The 17,147-nt window shown below is 65.7% G+C and carries 12 protein-coding genes; 2 read left to right on the forward strand and 10 right to left on the reverse strand.

From position 1 onward, the window contains the following. Nucleotides 1-8: 8 nt before the first annotated feature. From IPK75_18870 to IPK75_18915, 10 genes are all read right to left on the reverse strand, one after another. On the reverse strand, nt 9-584 hold the full coding sequence (locus tag IPK75_18870; GenBank protein ID MBK8200416.1) for a hypothetical protein: 576 nt from the start codon (nt 582-584) through the stop codon (nt 9-11). After that, nucleotides 584-784, reverse strand: a complete 201-nt coding sequence (locus IPK75_18875) for a hypothetical protein (protein ID MBK8200417.1) — start codon at nt 782-784, stop codon at nt 584-586. Before IPK75_18875 ends, IPK75_18870 begins: the two co-directional genes overlap by 1 nt. A gap of 124 nt (nt 785-908) precedes the next feature. Then, entirely contained in the window at nt 909-1,691 is a 783-nt protein-coding gene (locus IPK75_18880; protein MBK8200418.1) for a hypothetical protein, read from the reverse strand. After that, a complete protein-coding gene (locus IPK75_18885) occupies nt 1,691-4,852 on the reverse strand; it encodes a hypothetical protein (protein ID MBK8200419.1) in 3,162 nt (1,053 codons plus the stop codon). Before IPK75_18885 ends, IPK75_18880 begins: the two co-directional genes overlap by 1 nt. Nucleotides 4,853-4,901: 49 nt before the next feature. After that, on the reverse strand, nt 4,902-5,123 hold the full coding sequence (locus IPK75_18890) for a hypothetical protein (protein MBK8200420.1): 222 nt from the start codon (nt 5,121-5,123) through the stop codon (nt 4,902-4,904). 1 nt (nt 5,124) lies between these two features. Beyond that, nucleotides 5,125-5,673: a hypothetical protein gene (locus IPK75_18895; GenBank protein MBK8200421.1), complete on the reverse strand. Its 549-nt coding sequence runs from the start codon at nt 5,671-5,673 to the stop codon at nt 5,125-5,127. A gap of 1,656 nt (nt 5,674-7,329) precedes the next feature. Further along, nucleotides 7,330-10,341 carry a DUF2793 domain-containing protein gene (locus tag IPK75_18900; GenBank protein ID MBK8200422.1) on the reverse strand — a complete coding sequence of 1,004 codons (3,012 nt, stop codon included), beginning with the start codon at nt 10,339-10,341 and terminating at the stop codon, nt 7,330-7,332. Between the two features lie 7 nt (nt 10,342-10,348). Continuing rightward, nucleotides 10,349-11,935, reverse strand: coding sequence for a hypothetical protein (locus tag IPK75_18905; GenBank protein MBK8200423.1), 1,587 nt, complete (start codon nt 11,933-11,935; stop codon nt 10,349-10,351). Between the two features lie 9 nt (nt 11,936-11,944). Further along, the gene (locus IPK75_18910; GenBank protein ID MBK8200424.1) at nt 11,945-12,520 is read right to left on the reverse strand and encodes a hypothetical protein; all 576 of its coding nucleotides are present in this window, start codon (nt 12,518-12,520) and stop codon (nt 11,945-11,947) included. A 1-nt stretch (nt 12,521) separates the two neighbouring features. Next, on the reverse strand, nt 12,522-15,635 hold the full coding sequence (locus IPK75_18915) for a hypothetical protein (GenBank protein ID MBK8200425.1): 3,114 nt from the start codon (nt 15,633-15,635) through the stop codon (nt 12,522-12,524). Here IPK75_18915 and IPK75_18920 point away from each other — a divergent pair. Next, nucleotides 15,622-16,491 (forward strand): hypothetical protein, encoded by an 870-nt coding sequence (locus IPK75_18920; GenBank protein ID MBK8200426.1) that lies wholly within the window; start codon nt 15,622-15,624, stop codon nt 16,489-16,491. The genes IPK75_18915 and IPK75_18920 overlap by 14 nt on opposite strands. Before the next feature lie 24 nt (nt 16,492-16,515). Next, nucleotides 16,516-17,112 (forward strand): hypothetical protein, encoded by a 597-nt coding sequence (locus tag IPK75_18925; protein ID MBK8200427.1) that lies wholly within the window; start codon nt 16,516-16,518, stop codon nt 17,110-17,112. Nucleotides 17,113-17,147: the final 35 nt, after the last annotated feature.

A 17,147-nucleotide genomic window follows, 5' to 3' on the forward strand; every position in this document is an offset into this window, starting at 1 on the left:
GCCCGCCTCTACGTCAGAAGGATACCGCGACCGGTCAGGCCTGTGATTTGATGAAGCGCCGGGGTTCCGTTAGTTGCCAGAATAGCCTTGAATTTGATCGTATTTTCTATGGTCCAATCCATTGGAGCGCCGATCGAAAGTAGCCCGCGAACAGCGCCCCCGACCGTCAAAGACCCGTATCTCGTGCCGAAGCCACTTACTGATGCGGACCCATCAAGAAGCGTCACCGTCACGCCCGCTGTGACGTTCGCCGTTGTGGACGACGTTCGATCAATCCGCACTCCGAGCAAAAACACGTACAGGTTTGCGTGTGTTGCAACAACCGTTTGCGCCGAGCCCATGTACCAGTTCGCAAGTAGGTTCCTGGATATGCCAAGCTGCGGGCTTTGGTTCGAACCGGTGTTGTTGAGGTACGCAGCCGCAAACGTAAGATCAATTGCATCCCCATCCACAGCCAGCGTGTTCGCCGGGATGACAATGCGGCCGACCGTCTTCTCGACGCCATCGCCGTTGGTCGTGGCCAGCAAACCAGTGGCAGAAGCAGACCAGCGCCTCGGCGACACCTTTCCTGGTGAAATGAACATCACGCGAGCCCTATCCAGAAATCGTCGCCGGACGTGTAGTGCCCGGTCTTCACTCCCGCCTGCACGTAGATCAGCCCGCCGGGCGAAATCGTGTGCGACCCTCCGTCGGCCACCGCGAGCTGCAGGTACTCGAAGCACTCTGCGACGGTCAGTTCCTGGAACCACCAGCGGACGGTCACCAGCGATCCCGTCCACGTCATCGATGGCCCGCCGATCCCAAGCATGAGAGGCCGCGGAATACGTGAAATGCGGACCGGATCGGTCCAGGTGTTCTGTGCCGTGATGCGTACCCGCTTTGCCAAAGTCGCGCCCTCCTTTTGGATGCTACGCCGAGTTTGCAGAAAACGCCCCGGTGAGCACAGCCATCAAAGCTGCGTTCCGGTTCGCGCTAAAGCTGCCGCCCTGATCGTTGATCGTGTGATGCGCCCATCGCCAGTTGCGCTCCTCGAAAAGCGAGATCAGGTCGGCATGATACGCCGGCAGTTCCTTTGCGTGCCATATCGATCCAGCCTCGCCAATGAAGACGTCTATAGGAGTGCCAGCGGTTGCCTGGTCGGCTTGCCACGCGGTCATCTTGGCGAGGTTCGCCGTCATCTGCACAAGAGTCGGCCGTACCGGCTGGATGTTGACGTGAACTGTCCTCGTGCCCGTTCCGGTGGCCGCCTTGTCCATGACGCCGCTCAGGACGATGTTCGGCGCGGCCCCCGTGCGCGACACGCTTACCAGCTTGGTGTCGAGCGGGATGTTCGTGGCTATCGGCTGGCCTGGGGTGGAGCCGCCGGTTGCCGCCGAGTCGAACTCGACAAGCCACATCCCGTCGTCGGCTTCGGGCACGTCGGCCGTGATCCATGTGATTGCCGTGCTTCCGCCGGTGACCGTCGCGCGCCCGCGCCACCCGCCGGAGACGTTGTACGTGTCCGGATCGTAGCAGTGCCAGGAGATCAGCCGGTTCACGTCGACCAAGTTGAACCAGTTGGCGTTGTCCTGCAGGCCTGACTGCGCCGGCCCCATGTCGATGTTCGTGCCGCTGACGTTCCTGCCGCCACGGAACGGCATCTCGTAGATGATCGCATCGCGAGTGTTCACCGAGCGGATCGCCGCTTGCATCAGCAGGACGCTTGCTCTCCAGCTCCGCGGGTCCCGTGCGCCGATCGCGAAATCCACGTCGCGCTGCGGGGGCAAGTCGGGGCAGTCCCACCCTTAGCCACCCACGCTGCGTGAAGGCCGTTCAGGTAAGCCTGCGTCGGCTGCGTCGCCGCCGTGACGAGCTCGGGGTAAGCAATGCCGTGTTGGCCGGCCGCGGAGCCTCTTCCGAGAGCAGCCCCATCATTCGACTGGCATGGCTGGTTCGGCTCGTTTTGTAGATCGAACCCATATTTTCGGTCCGTCCGGCCGATGCACCAGAGCGCCAGCTGCCGCCAATATTCGGCCTGCCCTACGGCGAACCCAAAGTACCAACTCAATGGATAGTCGGCGTGCGATGTTCCGCCAGCGCTGTTGAACGAGACCTCAGTCGGCGGCGTGGTGGTGTTGTCGTAAGTAATAATTTCTGTCGGGAACCCAGGGCAGTGATGTGGATCCCAAACTACGGTTACGCTCGGATCCAGCGAGTCAACCCAAGCCGTTATTCCTGGGAGCGCGTCACCGAAGTTCCCGGTCTTTCCGACGACCGGCGTGTTGTATGCCGTCTTCCGTCCAGACCCGTCCCTGTTGCGCGTCCACAGGACCGGGAAGTTCCGCCGATAGATGTTGACCCCAAGCTCGGCCATCCTGGCGCCGGTCAGGATCGCGCCTGTAGCGTTGACGCCGCGGGACATGGGGATGACCCCTACGGCAGGCGTAGGCTCGACCCGGTTGGTTGCGCTCGACACGACCCACGACGACACATTCCGCGCCGGGTGCACAGCCGGATATGACCCCCCCGGCACCTGCACGCCTTCCTTGGTGTTGGTGTTCACGTCTTCGTCTGGATAGGCGGTCGGGGTCGCCACCCACCGGAACAAGTTGACCGCATCCTGCGGGAGCGCCGCGCGGAAGGCTGCCGGCGTGGCGTAGACATCCGCCGGGCCGATGATCGTCGGCGCTGTAGCGTCCGGATACCAGACCTCGCGGATAGCCTGCAGAAACTTGAACCCGTTCTGAGCGACCGGCGCGAAGATTGACCCCTCGCCGTATTCATCGAGCGCGGTGCACAGGATTTCTCTCTGCGCGTTCGGGATCCCCTTGGCGACAAAGAACGCCTTCGCGGCGTTCATGTGATCTTTCAGACGATCGTAATCCCACCCGACGATGGTCCACGAAGTCATCCGCTTGGCTTGCTGCCATCGGTGATGATCGAACCCACCGCAAATGTATAGCTGCGGCCGAATGCCGTGAGCGATGTTCTCCTGGTCATCCCAGGCCGTATCCATCGCCGCTTGCGTCTTCGCTGCGTCCTCTACGTTGGCGACGCGGTTCACACCCAACAGCCCGTAGTAGGAGCACCGATCGAAGCCGAGGCCGGACCAGAAATCCGAGTTGCCGTTCGCGCGATCCTGTGGGGTGGCGCCCGGCAGTCCATCGGTGGACTTTCCGCCGGCCGTTTGCCCGGCGCCCCAGGACATGCCGTTGGTCACGCCGCCGACGATCGCTAGACGGTTCGCGCGCGCCAGGAGCGTCTGGACGAACAGGTCGTTGTCGTCCGTCTTGTTCCCGGCGTAGTCATCATCCCCCAACGGCGCCGTGATCTGGACGTAGAACCCGGTGTTGGCGTTGAAGAAGCTGTACCGCGCCTTTGGCGTCGGGCCGGGAGTGTAGAGGTACGCCGGATGCGTGAAGTACGGGACTTGCCGCCGAAACATTTCGAGGAAGTTGCACGCGGCGAAGCACTTCGCGCGGGTCGTGCCCGGCGGTGTCGTCACATAATATGCGGTGTTCCACGATCCGCCCGCCTTCGGCCCGTACAGCCGCTGGCCTACGCCGGCGGCGACGGTGGTGTCGAGGTAGTAGTCATTATCTTGCGATCCAGCCACCGTGCCCGGCGGGCCGTTCCCTGTATAGATTTCAATATCACTGTTCAGTTGATTTCGCGGAAGCGCCACATCGTCGTTTTGGCAGACGTAGTTTATCTCGAATTTTATTTTGCCAACAAAGCCAACAGCCTCCAACGCCGGGAGCAACCCGTTGTCTACGCAATCGCGCGCATAGTTCTTGTTGATGTCTTTGTTGAACCCGGTCTTCCGGATCCTCTCGATCCACTCGACCAAGAGATAGTCGACGCCGTGCTCGGCCAGCCACTTGATGTGCCACTTCCAGAACTCTTGGCGCTCATAACTTGCGTACCCGAGCTCCGGCCGCCGCTCAAACGTGTGCCCGATGGCCGCACCACGGCCGCGCCACGGCGGGAACAGCCACACGCCGATGAGCGGGCAGTCTGCGGGCTTGGTCGGCAGGGTGCCGGGAGGCGGAACCACGCCAGCGGTCAGCCCGGCTGGCTTGGCGCCGTAATACCAGCCGCGCGCGGCGATCGCCGTCACGCTGTCACCCTGGTCACAGGTGACCGTGACATCCAGCGAGAGGAACGACCCGTAAGCGGTCGACGTGACTTCAAAGAAGAACGTGCGATCCTCGTCCGGCGGGATGTCCTCGAACACGGTATTCGCCGCGCTCGCGGCCAGCCCGGTCGATAGGTTCGCGAACGACAGGCCGATGCCCGTTGCCTTGATCCCGCCGGAATTGCGGACGCGGATGCCCCATATCGTCGTAGTGCCGACGCGCAGCAGTGCCCGCGCCGGGCAGCACCAATCGACGATCAGCACCACCGGCCCCTCGGGCTGCGCCTGCAGCTTGATGAACTCGACGACGCCGGACGCGCCGGACGCGCAGCTCGGGAAGACGGTGATCGGATACCGGGACGAGGCGGCGACGCCGGTCGCGGACGTGGTGCAGTTCGCCGAACTGTTCAGCGTGATCTGCGCCGCTCCCGCGTTGTAGGAGGCGACCGTTGTGCCCGCCGGGAAGCCGGGGCACAGGAACGCATGGTTCGCCGAGACGCTATCGGTTCCGGCGCCGAGCGACACCGCGGTCAACGTCTTGTTTCCGGCGGTCGTGGTCACGGTCATCTGGCGCCCGTGGGGGATCAGCCGGGATGTGCCTTTGATCACGAGGTTCCGCCCGAAGAACTCACCGTTTGCCTCGGCATCGATCGCCGGGTCTTCCGGCGCTTCTGTATCAGCCTGCGAGCGCGGGATGTTGTAGACCGGCCCGAGCCAGACGTTATAGGTCCGCATCACGTTGCTGCCGTCGGTGCGGATGCGGAACCAGTACCGGCCCGTCTGGTCAGGGCGAAAGCACACGCCCGCCCAGGAGCCGCCGCTGGCCGACAGCCGGATGGTCAGCCACTGGCCCGGGACCGGATCCGGTGACCCGCGGATCGCTGATCTTGAACGTCGGCTGCAGTGGCGCGACGCTGGTGACGGACACGCCGGCGGCGCTCTTGGTCCCGCCGGTAAGCGTCACAGCAGCATCGAGCGTTCCCGTGAGGTCGTATGTCACAGGCATATCAGGTCGGAACTCCGGAAATCGAGATAATGAGCCCCGCCAGCGCGGTCGCTCCCGTCACCGTCATTGTCACCACCCCATATGCCGCCAGGGTCTGAGGGATGGTGGTCGACAGCATGATGACGCCGGATGTCGTGGTCAGCGCCGCGGAGATGACGTTGCCCGCGGAGTTCCGTATGTCGGTGCCGCCGCGCTTGAACGAGATGGTACAGGTCCCCGATACGGTGCGGGCGTAGATCTTGGTCAGCGTCACTGGCACGTCAGGGCCGACGACGATCGGAAGGTCGGTGACGTTGAAGGTGACGTCGAGGATCGACGGGAGCGCGATGCTGTTGACCACCGAGCCGCCGGCGCCACCGGAAGCGTTCTGCAGCGCCACTTCCGTATCGGCCACCCGCACCAAGCTGCCGAACGTCTTCGATGTGACCTGCAGCGGTCCGCCGGCCGGCGGCGTGACGGTCACCCCCGTTCCAGCCGCAACGATGGCGGCATCGGCAAAGCCCACGCGGCCTGCCGCGTAGATCCTGATCTCGTCTACCTCGGTCGTCATGGCGGCCACTACCGCCGACGGAACGGTCAGGGTGAAGGCCCCCTAAACGTGCAGCGTCTTACCGATGTCGGATGCCGCCAGGCGCGGCTCGCCGTCGCAAGACCTGCCCGCCGGCAACCCTCGCCGCGCCGCCGCCTGCTCCGTCGGCGCTGGTGATCAGCACCCGCTTGCCGCCGGCGTCGGAGCCGAGGCGACACGCGGTAAATGCCTTGGTCGCCGTGACCGAGGTCGCCGTCGAGCACCCGATGACGATGTTGTCGCTCTGCGTCAGGGTGATTGTGCCGCTGGTGACCCGGAACAGCACCTCTTGCCCGGGCCCCGACATGAGGTGCAGCGTATCGATCGTTGCCGTGCCGCTGATTTCGACGTACGAAAAGCTGTCTGTGAGCGTGACGACCGTCTGCGCGACGAGCGCCGGCGGCGTCATCAAGAAGTTGGCCTTGCCAGCGTTGGCCGATACAGCCGCGGCCGACCCCTCTACAGTGAAGTGCCCGTCGATCTGCAGCGCGCCCTCGCCGACGCAATCGGCGTAGCCCCGCTCCCCCCAGGAGAAATAGTTCTCGATTTCGAGGCTCGACGCTCGGCCGACAGCGGTCGACACGCCAGGCTTGGATCTGATCAGAACGTCGGTGAAGGACAGCGGGTTGGAGACAGACGGCGCCGTGGCGAAAGTGATCGTGCCGCCGAAGCGATTGCCGAGCCCCTGTATCGTGTAGAGGTTGGTGGCGACCAGCGCCTCCGCGCCTACCTTGCCCAGGTAGACGTCCAGGTCTGCGGCCGTGCGTGCGAGGAAGCCGAAGGACCAAACTGTTCGGCCTGCCGTGATCGGCCCCTTGTCCTGCTGCAGGTTGCCAGCGTTGCCGTGGTAGCCCGCGTAGGCGATCGACTCGTTCTGCTGCCCGACGACCAGGCCGAAGCGCGCCTGCTCACACCAACCGCCGCCAAGGTCGGACCCTCGCATGGCCTCGTTCTCGACGAGACATGCAATGGTGGTGTACCGGGTTTGTGTGCCAGTTGCCGTGACGCCGCTGGCGTGCCGCCCGTTTTGCGCCGATCCGTTCCACGCCACTCCCTGCACGCCGCGGAACCACCGGCCAACGTAGCGAGAGCCTGGATAGTCACCAACGCCCGCCACATAGCCCTTGATGTCCACGTTGTAGATCGTCGGCGAAGCCCAATCGCCGACCGTCTGGATGCCGTAGCAGAACGCCGTCGGGTGAGCGTTGTTGATGGCGTCGCCCATCTGCATCGAGACGTTTGCGATCTCCCACTTTTGCGACTGCGCGCCAGCTGAGAACCCTCCGACATTCTGGATGCCTTGGGCGAACGCCATGATCGCGCAGTCTTTGATCTTGGGGCCGAGCAACAGCGGCGTAGCCGAGGCTTCCGATAGCCCCTGTATGGCGAGCCCGTCGTAAAGCGCCTGGACACTTCCCGCAAACGGCCTTGCCGACAGCCCGTCGGCGGAGTTCGCGAACAGGATGCCCGTGATCATCGGATATTTGTAGGACTTGCCGGCCCATCGAACCATCGGTGGCGGCGCAACGCCGACCTGGATCTGGACGCTGGCGGACGATCGGGGGGTGAACGTCGTGACCGCCCCGTTGCCGCCGCCAGCGAGCGAGGCAAACGCTGTGAGCCCGGTGACGGTGCCGATCACCGCGGACTGGATCGCGGTGAACACCGTGCCGCCGAATGTCGTCCACGGCAGCCACACGACCGCCTGGCCGGCCGGGACGTACCAGACGGTGTTGGAGCCCGTGTTGGCCGTCGAGACGAACACCTGCGTCGCGCCGGCCGGAACCGCTGTCCCCTCGATCGGTTGGGCGGAGGAGACGAAGCCGCCCGGGACCGGCAGGTATTCGACCACCTGCGCGCCCCAATCCGGCGACGTGCCCTTGATCTGCAGCCACAGGGTTTCGCCGGCCGCCGCCCGCAGGTCTCGCGCATGGTGAACGTGATGCGGCGCGGGATGGTGAACGTCGTCTTGCTGGTCACGCCCATCAAGCCGTCGGCGCGGATCGTCACGACACCCGTCGAGTCGACCGCCTGCGCCAGGGCGATGCCGTCGACCATCGAGCCGTGGCGCGCCGCGCTGCCGTCGTCGGTGACGTAGGCCGGCAGGTAGGGTCTCGCCTCGGTCGCGTAGGGTCCGTCGCCGCTCAGGACGCCGCCCACATCCGAGATCCGGAGGGTGGTCCAGCGGTAGAGGCCTGCCCGCAGGTGAACGTGTCGGCCAGCGTCCAGGGCGGCCTGGATGGCGGCTGTGCTGTCTGCGGCGCCGGTGGCATCGGCGTTGTAGGGGGCAACGGTGGGATCGGTCCCGTAGCCGCTGCCAGGCGCCCCAGGCGCCCCTTGGATCCGCATCCGCGCGGCACCCCAACCGGCTGCCTCCTTGACGAACAGATCGCCGTTCTGCTCGTCGATGTAGGTGTCGCCAGTCGCGCCCAACGTGGATGAAGGCGCGCCGTCTCCGGAGTAGATGCGCGCGGCACCGCCGGTCGTGCTCGCGCCCGTGCCCGTGTCCGACACGATCCAGTTGAGGACCAGTCCGCTCCCGCTGTTCTCGACGTAGAAGGTCGCGGTGGCGCCGTTCTCCAGGCTGTAGGAGGCGCCACCGGCGATCGTGGCGAGCGGCACGGCAAGCGGTGGGTCAAGAGGGACCGCCGTCACGAGCGGCGTGAAGGCGCTTACGTCGGTCCAGACCTCGCCAGCCGACGGCGCGGCGTTCACATACTGGCTATCGGCTCTCGCCGCGGTGTTCAGGAAGATGGCGGGGGACAGGCTCGTCGCCGTCCCGTTGGCCCCCAGGTCGCGCGGGGAGTTGGTGCTCGAGGTATAGAGCTTGGCCAGCGTCGGGGCGTCATCCAGGTTGGTGAAGCTGTCGTCGAGCCAGAACTGTCCAAGCGCGCCGCGCCAGCCGTTCGCGCCCTTGCCGAAACGGTTGCCGACGGTAAGAAACGACCGGCCGGTTGGGTTGGTCCCGTCGGTGTTGCCCCAGGCGACCGTGTAAGAACCAGGCAAGGTGTTGGTCGGCGTGCGTGCGACGCCGTTGATCCGAAATCTGGCGGTCCCGGCCACGCCGTCGAAGCTGAAAGCGATGTGGTTCCACGTCGACGCGACCAGACCGGACGTCGTGATCGGGATGGCGACCCGGCCGACCTCAACGCCGGCTTGGTTGGTCGCGAAGAAACCAAGCTCGCCGCCATTTGCCGACCGCAGCCCGAACTCTATCCGTGCGCGCGTCGCGATGGCCGCGTCCGCCTCGCCCGAATAGGTCGAAAGGATGTACTGCGGAAGGGCTGTCGATAGCTCGGTCGGGTAGACCCACACCGAAATGGTGAGCGCCTGGACGCCTGTTTTCGGCAGCGTCGTCGGCCAGGCCGCCGGCGCGATCGCCGCGTTTGCATAGGTGCCGCCGAACACCACCGGGAGAAACTGCGGCGTGACGGTGCGTACGGCGCCCGAGTTGTTGATGACGGTCCAGACGGCCGCCCCCGTGGGTCCGGGGATCGTCACGTCGCCATCGCCCGACTGAAGTACCGTGACGCGCCGAGACAGCAGAGTGGCCTCGCGCTGGAAAGCGAAGTCCGGCGCGACCGCGGTGATGTAGAGGCCGCGGAAGTAGCCGAGGCGGGCCGCGGTGATCGTGCGCTCGGTGGTGTCGGTCAGCGCGTCGATGTGCGCGTTCGTCATCGCCGCCGGGTTAACCTGGGCGCCCTCTTCGACGCCATCCAGCTTCTCCTGGCTGGCTGCGGACATGAACCCGGCGGCTCCGCCGACGCCGGCTGCAGATGCGGTGGCGGCGTCGTGCGTGTGGCTGGTGGCGGCCTTGCCAGCCAGCGCAGTGACGGTGTCGCTTGGGAGGTTGGAGATGGGCGTCAGGCGGTCGGGGTGCACCGCCGCCCGGGTGGCGCTGTCCGGCACGTCGTCCAGGTCGGCAGGGTTGACTTCCGCCCCGACAGCAATGCCGTTCAGCTTCTCCTGGCTGGCTGGCGTGATGAACCCGGCGGCCCCGCCAGCGCCGTCGACCGACGCAACGGCGTTGGCGTGTGCGTCCCCGCCGGCGCCGACGTGATCCGCCTCGGAAACAGCGTCATCCGGGATGTCGTCGAGCTTGTCTCTCTGCGTCGGACTGAGAAAGACGCGGTCTGTCGTCTCGACGACCTGGTCGGCGATGACCGTCACGCCTTGCTCGACCCAGCCGCCCGTCGACCGGCGGAACTGCGCGTTCGAGTTTGCCGTCCCCCAATCCCTGACGTTGATGATCCACCCGGCGACCGATGTCGTGAACACCCACGCGCCGGCGGTTCGATCGACGATGTCGTTGTCGTGGCCAGCCCACGCGCCCGTGCTGCCCACGCCCGCGATGTATCGGTCCCCGTTGGTCGGAGACCCGGGCGGCGTCGTGAGGATGTTGATGGCGGGGTCTTTGAAGTTGGCGCCTGCGTCGAGCGCGGCGGCATAGGTCGCTTCGATCTGCGCCTTCACTGTGGCGCCCGGGACGCCCGCCGCGGTGCCGGCGACGACAGCGTCCGTCAGCTCGATCGCGCCGGCAACTCCACCAGACCGCTCGGCTTCGATGATGTAGTTCCCCGTGCCGCCCGACGCGGCTCCGGCTGCGGACGGGGGCTGAACGAGCCGGCGGGTAGTCTTTGGGACGGTCATGTGGGCCTCAGTAGAGAGCGGTCACGGAAACCAGCCCGGCAACGAGCTGGCTGGACACGGCGGTTTTCAGGCGGATTTGCGTGAGCGCCGCGCCTGGGTCGACGGACGCGGCGATGATCATGCCGAACGAGAACCCGGCGTTGTCCCTGCCGGTGAGGCCGGTCAGCACGAACGACGTGTCTCCGTTCAGCTTTTCGAGCATGAGGGTGCCCGAGAAGATCGCGCTTGAATTGCCGCCGGCGTCGACGATGAACGCGCTCTGCAGCCGGTTGACGGAGTTCCCGGGCACAGAAGAGCATCCGGTGTACCCCGTCTCCTTCCACACCGGGGTATCCGCGGTGCCGGTGCCGAGCTGCAGAAGCAGCTGCTCCGCGCCGTTCATCCGCAGGTTCCGCAGCAGGATGCGCAGGGCTCGCACGTTCGGCGAAATCCCATGCCACGCCCACTCGCCGGCATTCGACGATCCAAAGTTCGGCGTGGCGCCGATCGCCCGCACCGGCCCCTGCCACGTCGGATCGGCCACGCCGTTCGAGGTCAGCGCCAAGCCAGCCGAGGGCGCATCTGGCGTCAGCGCCCCCCACCCGCTTGCTCCGCGGGCCATCAACGCGCCGCGGCCGACGCCCGTGCCAACCAGCGTTGCAACCGGGATGGTATCTTCGGCCAGCTTCGCGCCCAGGTCGATCTCGTCGACAAGCGCTGCCGCCGGCACAACCGCAGTGCCAAACAGCCTTGTATCGTTCAGGGCCTCGTCGTCGAGCATGGCCCCGATGATGGTCTTCAAGCCGATTGCGGCGTCGCCGACGCTTGCCAACATGCAGCCGCTGATCGTCTGCCCTGCGGGCCACTCGTTCGTGCCGCCGGCGGTCGTCACGGAATCGCTCAGGACAATCTGCCGGCCGGCACCGTGCGTCGGGTCTGCGCCGATGGTGTAGTGCACCCCCGCGACCAGCCGGATCGGCCCGATCGAGACGATGACGCCAGCTCCATTGGGCGCCGCCTGTGCCGGCAGCAGGTAGCCCTGCTGTGCGTTCACGAGCGTGATGTTGATCGCCGTGATCGTCGACGGGCCAAGAGATCCCACCTGGGCTTGCAGCGTGGAAACCGTTGACGCCAAGTCGTCGATCGCCGCCGACGATAGGGAGAACCCGGTTTGCCCCACCACAACCGAGCGCCCGGCGGTCAAGGACGCCGCCTGTAGCGTGCCGGAGAAGCCGTCTGCCAGCGCCGCGGGCACCTGCAGCGCAATATCGAGGCGATCCGACAGGTCCTGGACGTGTTCGTAGAGCCGATCGAGCTCTTCATTGAAGCGCGACGCGAACGTCGGCTCGTGTCGACGGCGGTCCTCGGTCCGCACGACCGCCTTGCGACGGACGAGGCAGACCTTCGCTCCGCCGCCTGGCGGAGAAGAGAACACCACCTCCCCGCCGCCGGTCAGGCCAAGGCCGGACACGGTATACTGACCGACCGATACCACCGATCCGTTGACGTAGACGGTGATTTCGGAAGCGGCGCGGAGGAGGAAGGGAAACGGAAACGCTGTCCTGGCGCCGTCGCCAGAATGATATTTCCTGGTCGCTCCGAGCGGTGTGGTCATGTGGCTCGCCTATACCCAGGATGGCGACATGCCGATGATGTGCCATCTCATACCATCGAACACCAAATCTATGAACTGGTATTGCGCCTCCAGCGGGAACGATGCCTCTCCGTCGATCGTGCCGGGGCCAGAAACGACCACGGCATTCCCCGACGGGTCGATCTTCTTCACGCCGATCAGCGTGTTGGCCGGCGATGCCGCTGGCAGAGTGACCGATGACTGTGCGGTGAGGGCTGACGCGAGAATGAAGCCGTTCGCGTCCGCAAGAGACGCCGCGTAGTTCCCTGACACCTTGATGAGGTTCCGCCCCACCAACGGAGCGAAGATGATCCCGGTCTGAAACACCGGAGTGTTCGGGCTGGAAATAATGCAAATTACGGCCTGGTCGATGTAGACCGGCTGCACAAGCTTTCCCTGTGAATCAAGCCGCTGCGGGTTTGGCAGCGCATCACCGCCGAACTCCGATGAAAAGAGCGGGGCCAGATTGTCCGTTCTGTCGCCCGCTTGGTCTACGGTGTATGCCCATAGCTGCCCCGAAGACAGCGCCCGGTTTGGCAGCGTAAATCCTTGCAGTGATGCGCGCATATCAGCCTCTTATCCCAAGCATGGCAACCGGCGCCCGGCTTTCGTTTTCCGATCGCCGATCGGGCGCGATCTCGTAAGCCTTCTCGCGGAGTTGCCGCGGCGTCGTCTTGATTACCCGGTCTTCGCGGCCAAGCGTCGCGTTTTTCAGTGCTTCGCGGATTTGCTCGCGCGAGATGATGACGTTCTTGCTCGCCGCCTCTTCCAAGATCCGGTCGATCGCCACGCCGGCCATGTCCTCGTTGGCGAGGTTCGCCTTCCACGCGCGCACGATGCGGCCGAGATAGATGTCGGTCCTGCGGCGCAGCTTCTCTTTGTCCTTGTTCAGCAGCGCGATTCGGTCCTGCGCTTCGGACAGCCGCAACGGCGTCCCGCCCATCGCCATCGTGGCCAGGTCTTTCGTGGTGAGCTCTGACGTCTCGATGTCGGCGGCGTCGCGCCTGTACGGCGACGAGAACACGCCGGTCTGCAGGGCATCGTAGACCCGCAGCGGGCCGCCGATGCCCGGGCTCAGGTTGCGAATCTGGTCGGTGATGTCCGCCTGCATCTCGCCGAGACGGATGGCGTTCTGGATCTTCTGGAACCACGGACCCTTCAGGTCGCGGAGGTTCTTCGGCATGAAGTCGCCTTCGCCTACCCGGCGCGAGAGATCGTCGCCGGTGAAGGTCGGCAGGCCCCGCGCCATCGTCGACCAGAACGACGCGGTGAGCGACCCACTCGCCTGCGCCATCAACCCTTGCCGCTTCAACTCGTCCAGCGGGGACCAGCCGGTCAGCGCCTCGATCAGCGCGGCCAGCAGGTCGGCGCCAGGGAAGCCGAGGAGGCCGGCCAACAGGAACAGGGCCAGCAGGTGTCGCGCGAGCGGCATCGGGCTGCGGCGCGTGTGGCCGACCAGGCCGGCCGTGAACGCGATCTGCTGGAACATGAAGTTCTTGAACTGCGCCGGCAGCGCCAGGACGATCTGCCGCAGGATCGCCGGCTTGTTGGCCGGGCCGTAGTGGTGCTGCGTCCTGACGATCATCTCCCGTCCGGCCCTGAACGCGGCCCCTTCGGACGAACCGGCGGCGATCGCCCGCTCGTAGGCTCCGAGGAACGCGACGGCCCGGTTGAACCCCTCGGCGCCGTTGAAGGCCCACATCGAGACGGCCCGCCACGAAGACTCCTTGCGGAAGAAGTTTGGGGTCACCTCGGAATACTTCCACTGGCTCACGACGTCCGCGCGCTGCAGCAGCCGGTAGTACCGGTTCGGCCGGCCCGCCATCTTGGACCGAGTCGCGCCGATTGCCCTGGAAATGCCGGCCGTCGTCCACCTCTCGCCCAGGAGGGGATAGGTGTTGATGGCCGTCTGCGACAGGTTGGCGATGGCGCTGTAGAGGTTGAACACCATGCCGAGCGACAGGTGCGCCATGTCGCTGGTGAACGAGCCCATGAGCGCCCGCGTCGGGAAACTGCCGCGGCTGGATGCCGCCCGGTAGAAGCGGAACCCGACGTAGCTGCCGAGGATGCCGGCGATCATCGGGTTGCCGGCAATGCCGACGGTGCCGAGCGCGGTGAGCGCGCCGGCGGAGAGCCCCAGGCGCCACGCCTTCGCCCACGGCCGATCGAACAGACCCGAGTCGATCTGCTTCTCGATCGGCTGCTTCTGGCCGTTCACGTCGCGCAGGAACGCCTGCACCGCGTCCTGCAGCACCTGCGTCTGCAGGTTGGCGGAGCGGTTCGGCGACAGGCCCATCCGCTCCATCGTCGTCACGGCCTCGTATTTGAGCTTGTCGAGGATGACGTAGCGGACCGCCTGCGAGATGTGCGACCGGAGCACCGAGTCGAGGTCGCGCGAGTACCCTTGGATACCCTTCCGGTGCAGCGCGAACGCAGCGATCCGCCGGCGGAACGGCCGCCGCGCGACGCCCTTGACCGCGTCCAGCAGCTCTTGACCTTCAAGGCCCGTGATTTTTCCGACATCCCCAAGGAACCGAAAATACCCGGCGTCCGTGAGTGCCGTCGCTTCTGGCGACGGATACGAGAACTCGACGTACTGCACTCTCAATTGCGCGTCCGGCTCGTCCTTCAGGAGAGCCTTGGCTCCCTTGACCGCCGCGTCCTGCGACGGGAAGAACCCGTTCTTGCCGGCGACCAGCTGGCGCGTCGGCTCGGCTCCGTCCTCGCCAGGAACGATGCGGTACACCGCCCATGTGCCGAAGAAGCGGTGCGGCATGTAGCCCTCGATCCGCCGGACGCTGGTCGCCGCCAGCTTCGCCTCGATCGTGTCGAGTTCCTTCATCACCTCGAGGAGGCGATCGTCCATCTTCTCGCGCCGGCCGCGCCACTCGTCTTCGATCTTGTCGATGCGGTCGCCGATCTTCTCTGGATTGCCTTTGCCGTCGCGCAGCTGCTGGCGGAGCTTGGCGCGCTGGTTATACATCCGGTTGTAGTCTTCGGCTTTCCGGTTGGTCAGCTCGGCTGCTCGCCTGACCAACGCGAACTTCCTCGCTCTCAGTTGCGGCAGCATCGACCGGTTGTGGAAATCGACCAGCCGGCCGACGCGGGTGAGCAGCTTCCTGGTGTCGCCGTAGGCCTTGATGGTGGCCGCGTCGGCGCCGGCTTCCGCCATCTCCTCGCGGGTGAGGATGCGGGTTTCGGCGTCTCCCAGGAACAGCAGGTCCCCGAGCATGGTGAACTGGTCCTTGGAGAGCACCGCCTTGATCGCGTCCAGGTCCTTGTTCAGCCGGTTGGAGAACTCGCTCATCCGGAGTTCGAGCGAAACCGCGAGCCGCTGCAGCGCCGCCAGCTCCGGCCAGGGGGAGAACGCCGCCTGCGGCGTGTATGCCCACGCCTTGAAGAAGGCCATGTCGCGGGCATTCTGCTTCTCGATGATGGTGATGTTGCTCGGGACGCCGTTGCGCCGGAACAGGCCGGACATCCCCTCGCGCATCTGCCGGCCCAGGGTCCGCGCCGTGCCCGGGTGCTCGGCGAAACGGTCGACCTCTTCGGCTAGGCCAGCGAACGCCCTTCGAGCGCCCGGGCTGTCCTCCGGCCGCATCACCGACAGGCGGTCCTGCGCTTCCTTGATCGCCTGCAGCACGTCCGGCGTCTTCGGCTCGATCGCCTTGGCCGCGCGCAAGAAGTTCACCCACTCCTCGCGCGGAGCGAAAGGTGACGGCGGGTCGATCAGATGGCTTGGCGGCGACATCCTTGAAGTCCTTCCTCATCTTGGCGGTGGCCTTGGCGATCGCCTTGTTGAACGCCTCCGGCAGCTCGCGCGGCCAGCTGGTGACGTACTCGATGACGCCCAACTGCGCCAGCGCACGGTTGGTCGCCTCTCCGTAGAGGATGTTCGCGTCAACGCGGCTCACCTCGGCCCGGCCGATCGCGTCGTCGAGCGCCCGGAACATGGCGACGTTCGTCTCGGTGATGATCGAGCGAACCGCGTACGTGCTGCGCAAGAGGAGGCGGGCGGCCGACACCTTGCCGTCGGCGGCGTGCGCCACGATCCATTCGAGGCCGGGGGACCGTGCAAGCGCGGAGACGTCCGTGATGCTCAGAGCAGCGCCGGACGGGTGGTTGTGGTGCACGACGATGCGCTCGTCTGCGTCGCCCAGGCGCTCTATCAGCCCGATGCTGAACGCGACGAACGACTTCTCGCCCGTGGTCCCCGCCTCGATCGTCTCCCCGGTCCTGCCGTCGATCGCCACCAGCGCCTCGTTCCCGGTGGTCTTTTCGCGGGCCAGCAGGAACCGCCGGCTGTCGGCGTGCACGTTGGCCGTCCTCCGCGACGCGGCGAACTTGTCGTCGATGAAGGTGATGTTGCCTTCCTGCCGGCCGCCCCGCGCCGCCGGCGCCGGGCCCTCGGCCAGGCCTGCTGCAGAACCGCCGGACACTTCGACCACCGGCCGGAACTTGGTGATCGCCTCGATCACCTTTGCCGCGTCGGCGCCCGTGGGAACGAACCACCGGTTCTCATAGTTGATGCGCTCTGAGAACGCCCCGTCCTTGGCGGCGGCTTGGCCTTCGTTCCAGCTCTGAATGCCCTGGATCTCAATCCGGTCCTCGCCAGCGACCCGCCGCCGGACGAGCTTCCATCCGTTGGAGAGCGTCGCGCGCGCCCCCCCATCAAGGATCTGGCTCGCTATGTCGGCTGGCGTGAAGTTAGGGCGGTCCGCTTCTGCGCCGAGACGCTTCATCGTGTCGGCGACAAGGTCCGGCGGAACGACGCGGCCGAGAAGCCGTTCGCCGCCGTCGGTCTGGACGCGCATGATCCGCGGGGTGCCGGACAGCCTGTCCCATATCGGCAGGACGGCGCCGGTGATCAGGTGCAGATCGCGATCAACGAACTCCGGCGTTTTCTCGACGGCCTCGTCCCACAGACGCTTCGCCTCGTCCCTGTCTTCGACCTTCCGCCACTTCCCTTGATTTATGAGCCGGTCGAGTTGTGGCGCCGGCACAAGCTCCGAACCAAGCCTGTCGATCTGCCGGTAGCGCCGTTCGATGTTTCCTTCCGCCGTCGTCTTGTCCGGCGTCGCCGCGATGGCAAAAACCTTGCCGCCAGTGTTGACCGCGTAGAACAGCGGCTTGCGATCTCGGCTGAGTTCGACCTTTGAAAACTTTGCCGGCTTCGTCCGCGTCGACAGCGTCA

It is taken from the genome of Acidobacteriota bacterium (genome assembly GCA_016712445.1).
In the GTDB taxonomy this organism is placed as follows: Bacteria; Pseudomonadota; Alphaproteobacteria; order Caulobacterales; family Hyphomonadaceae; genus Hyphomonas.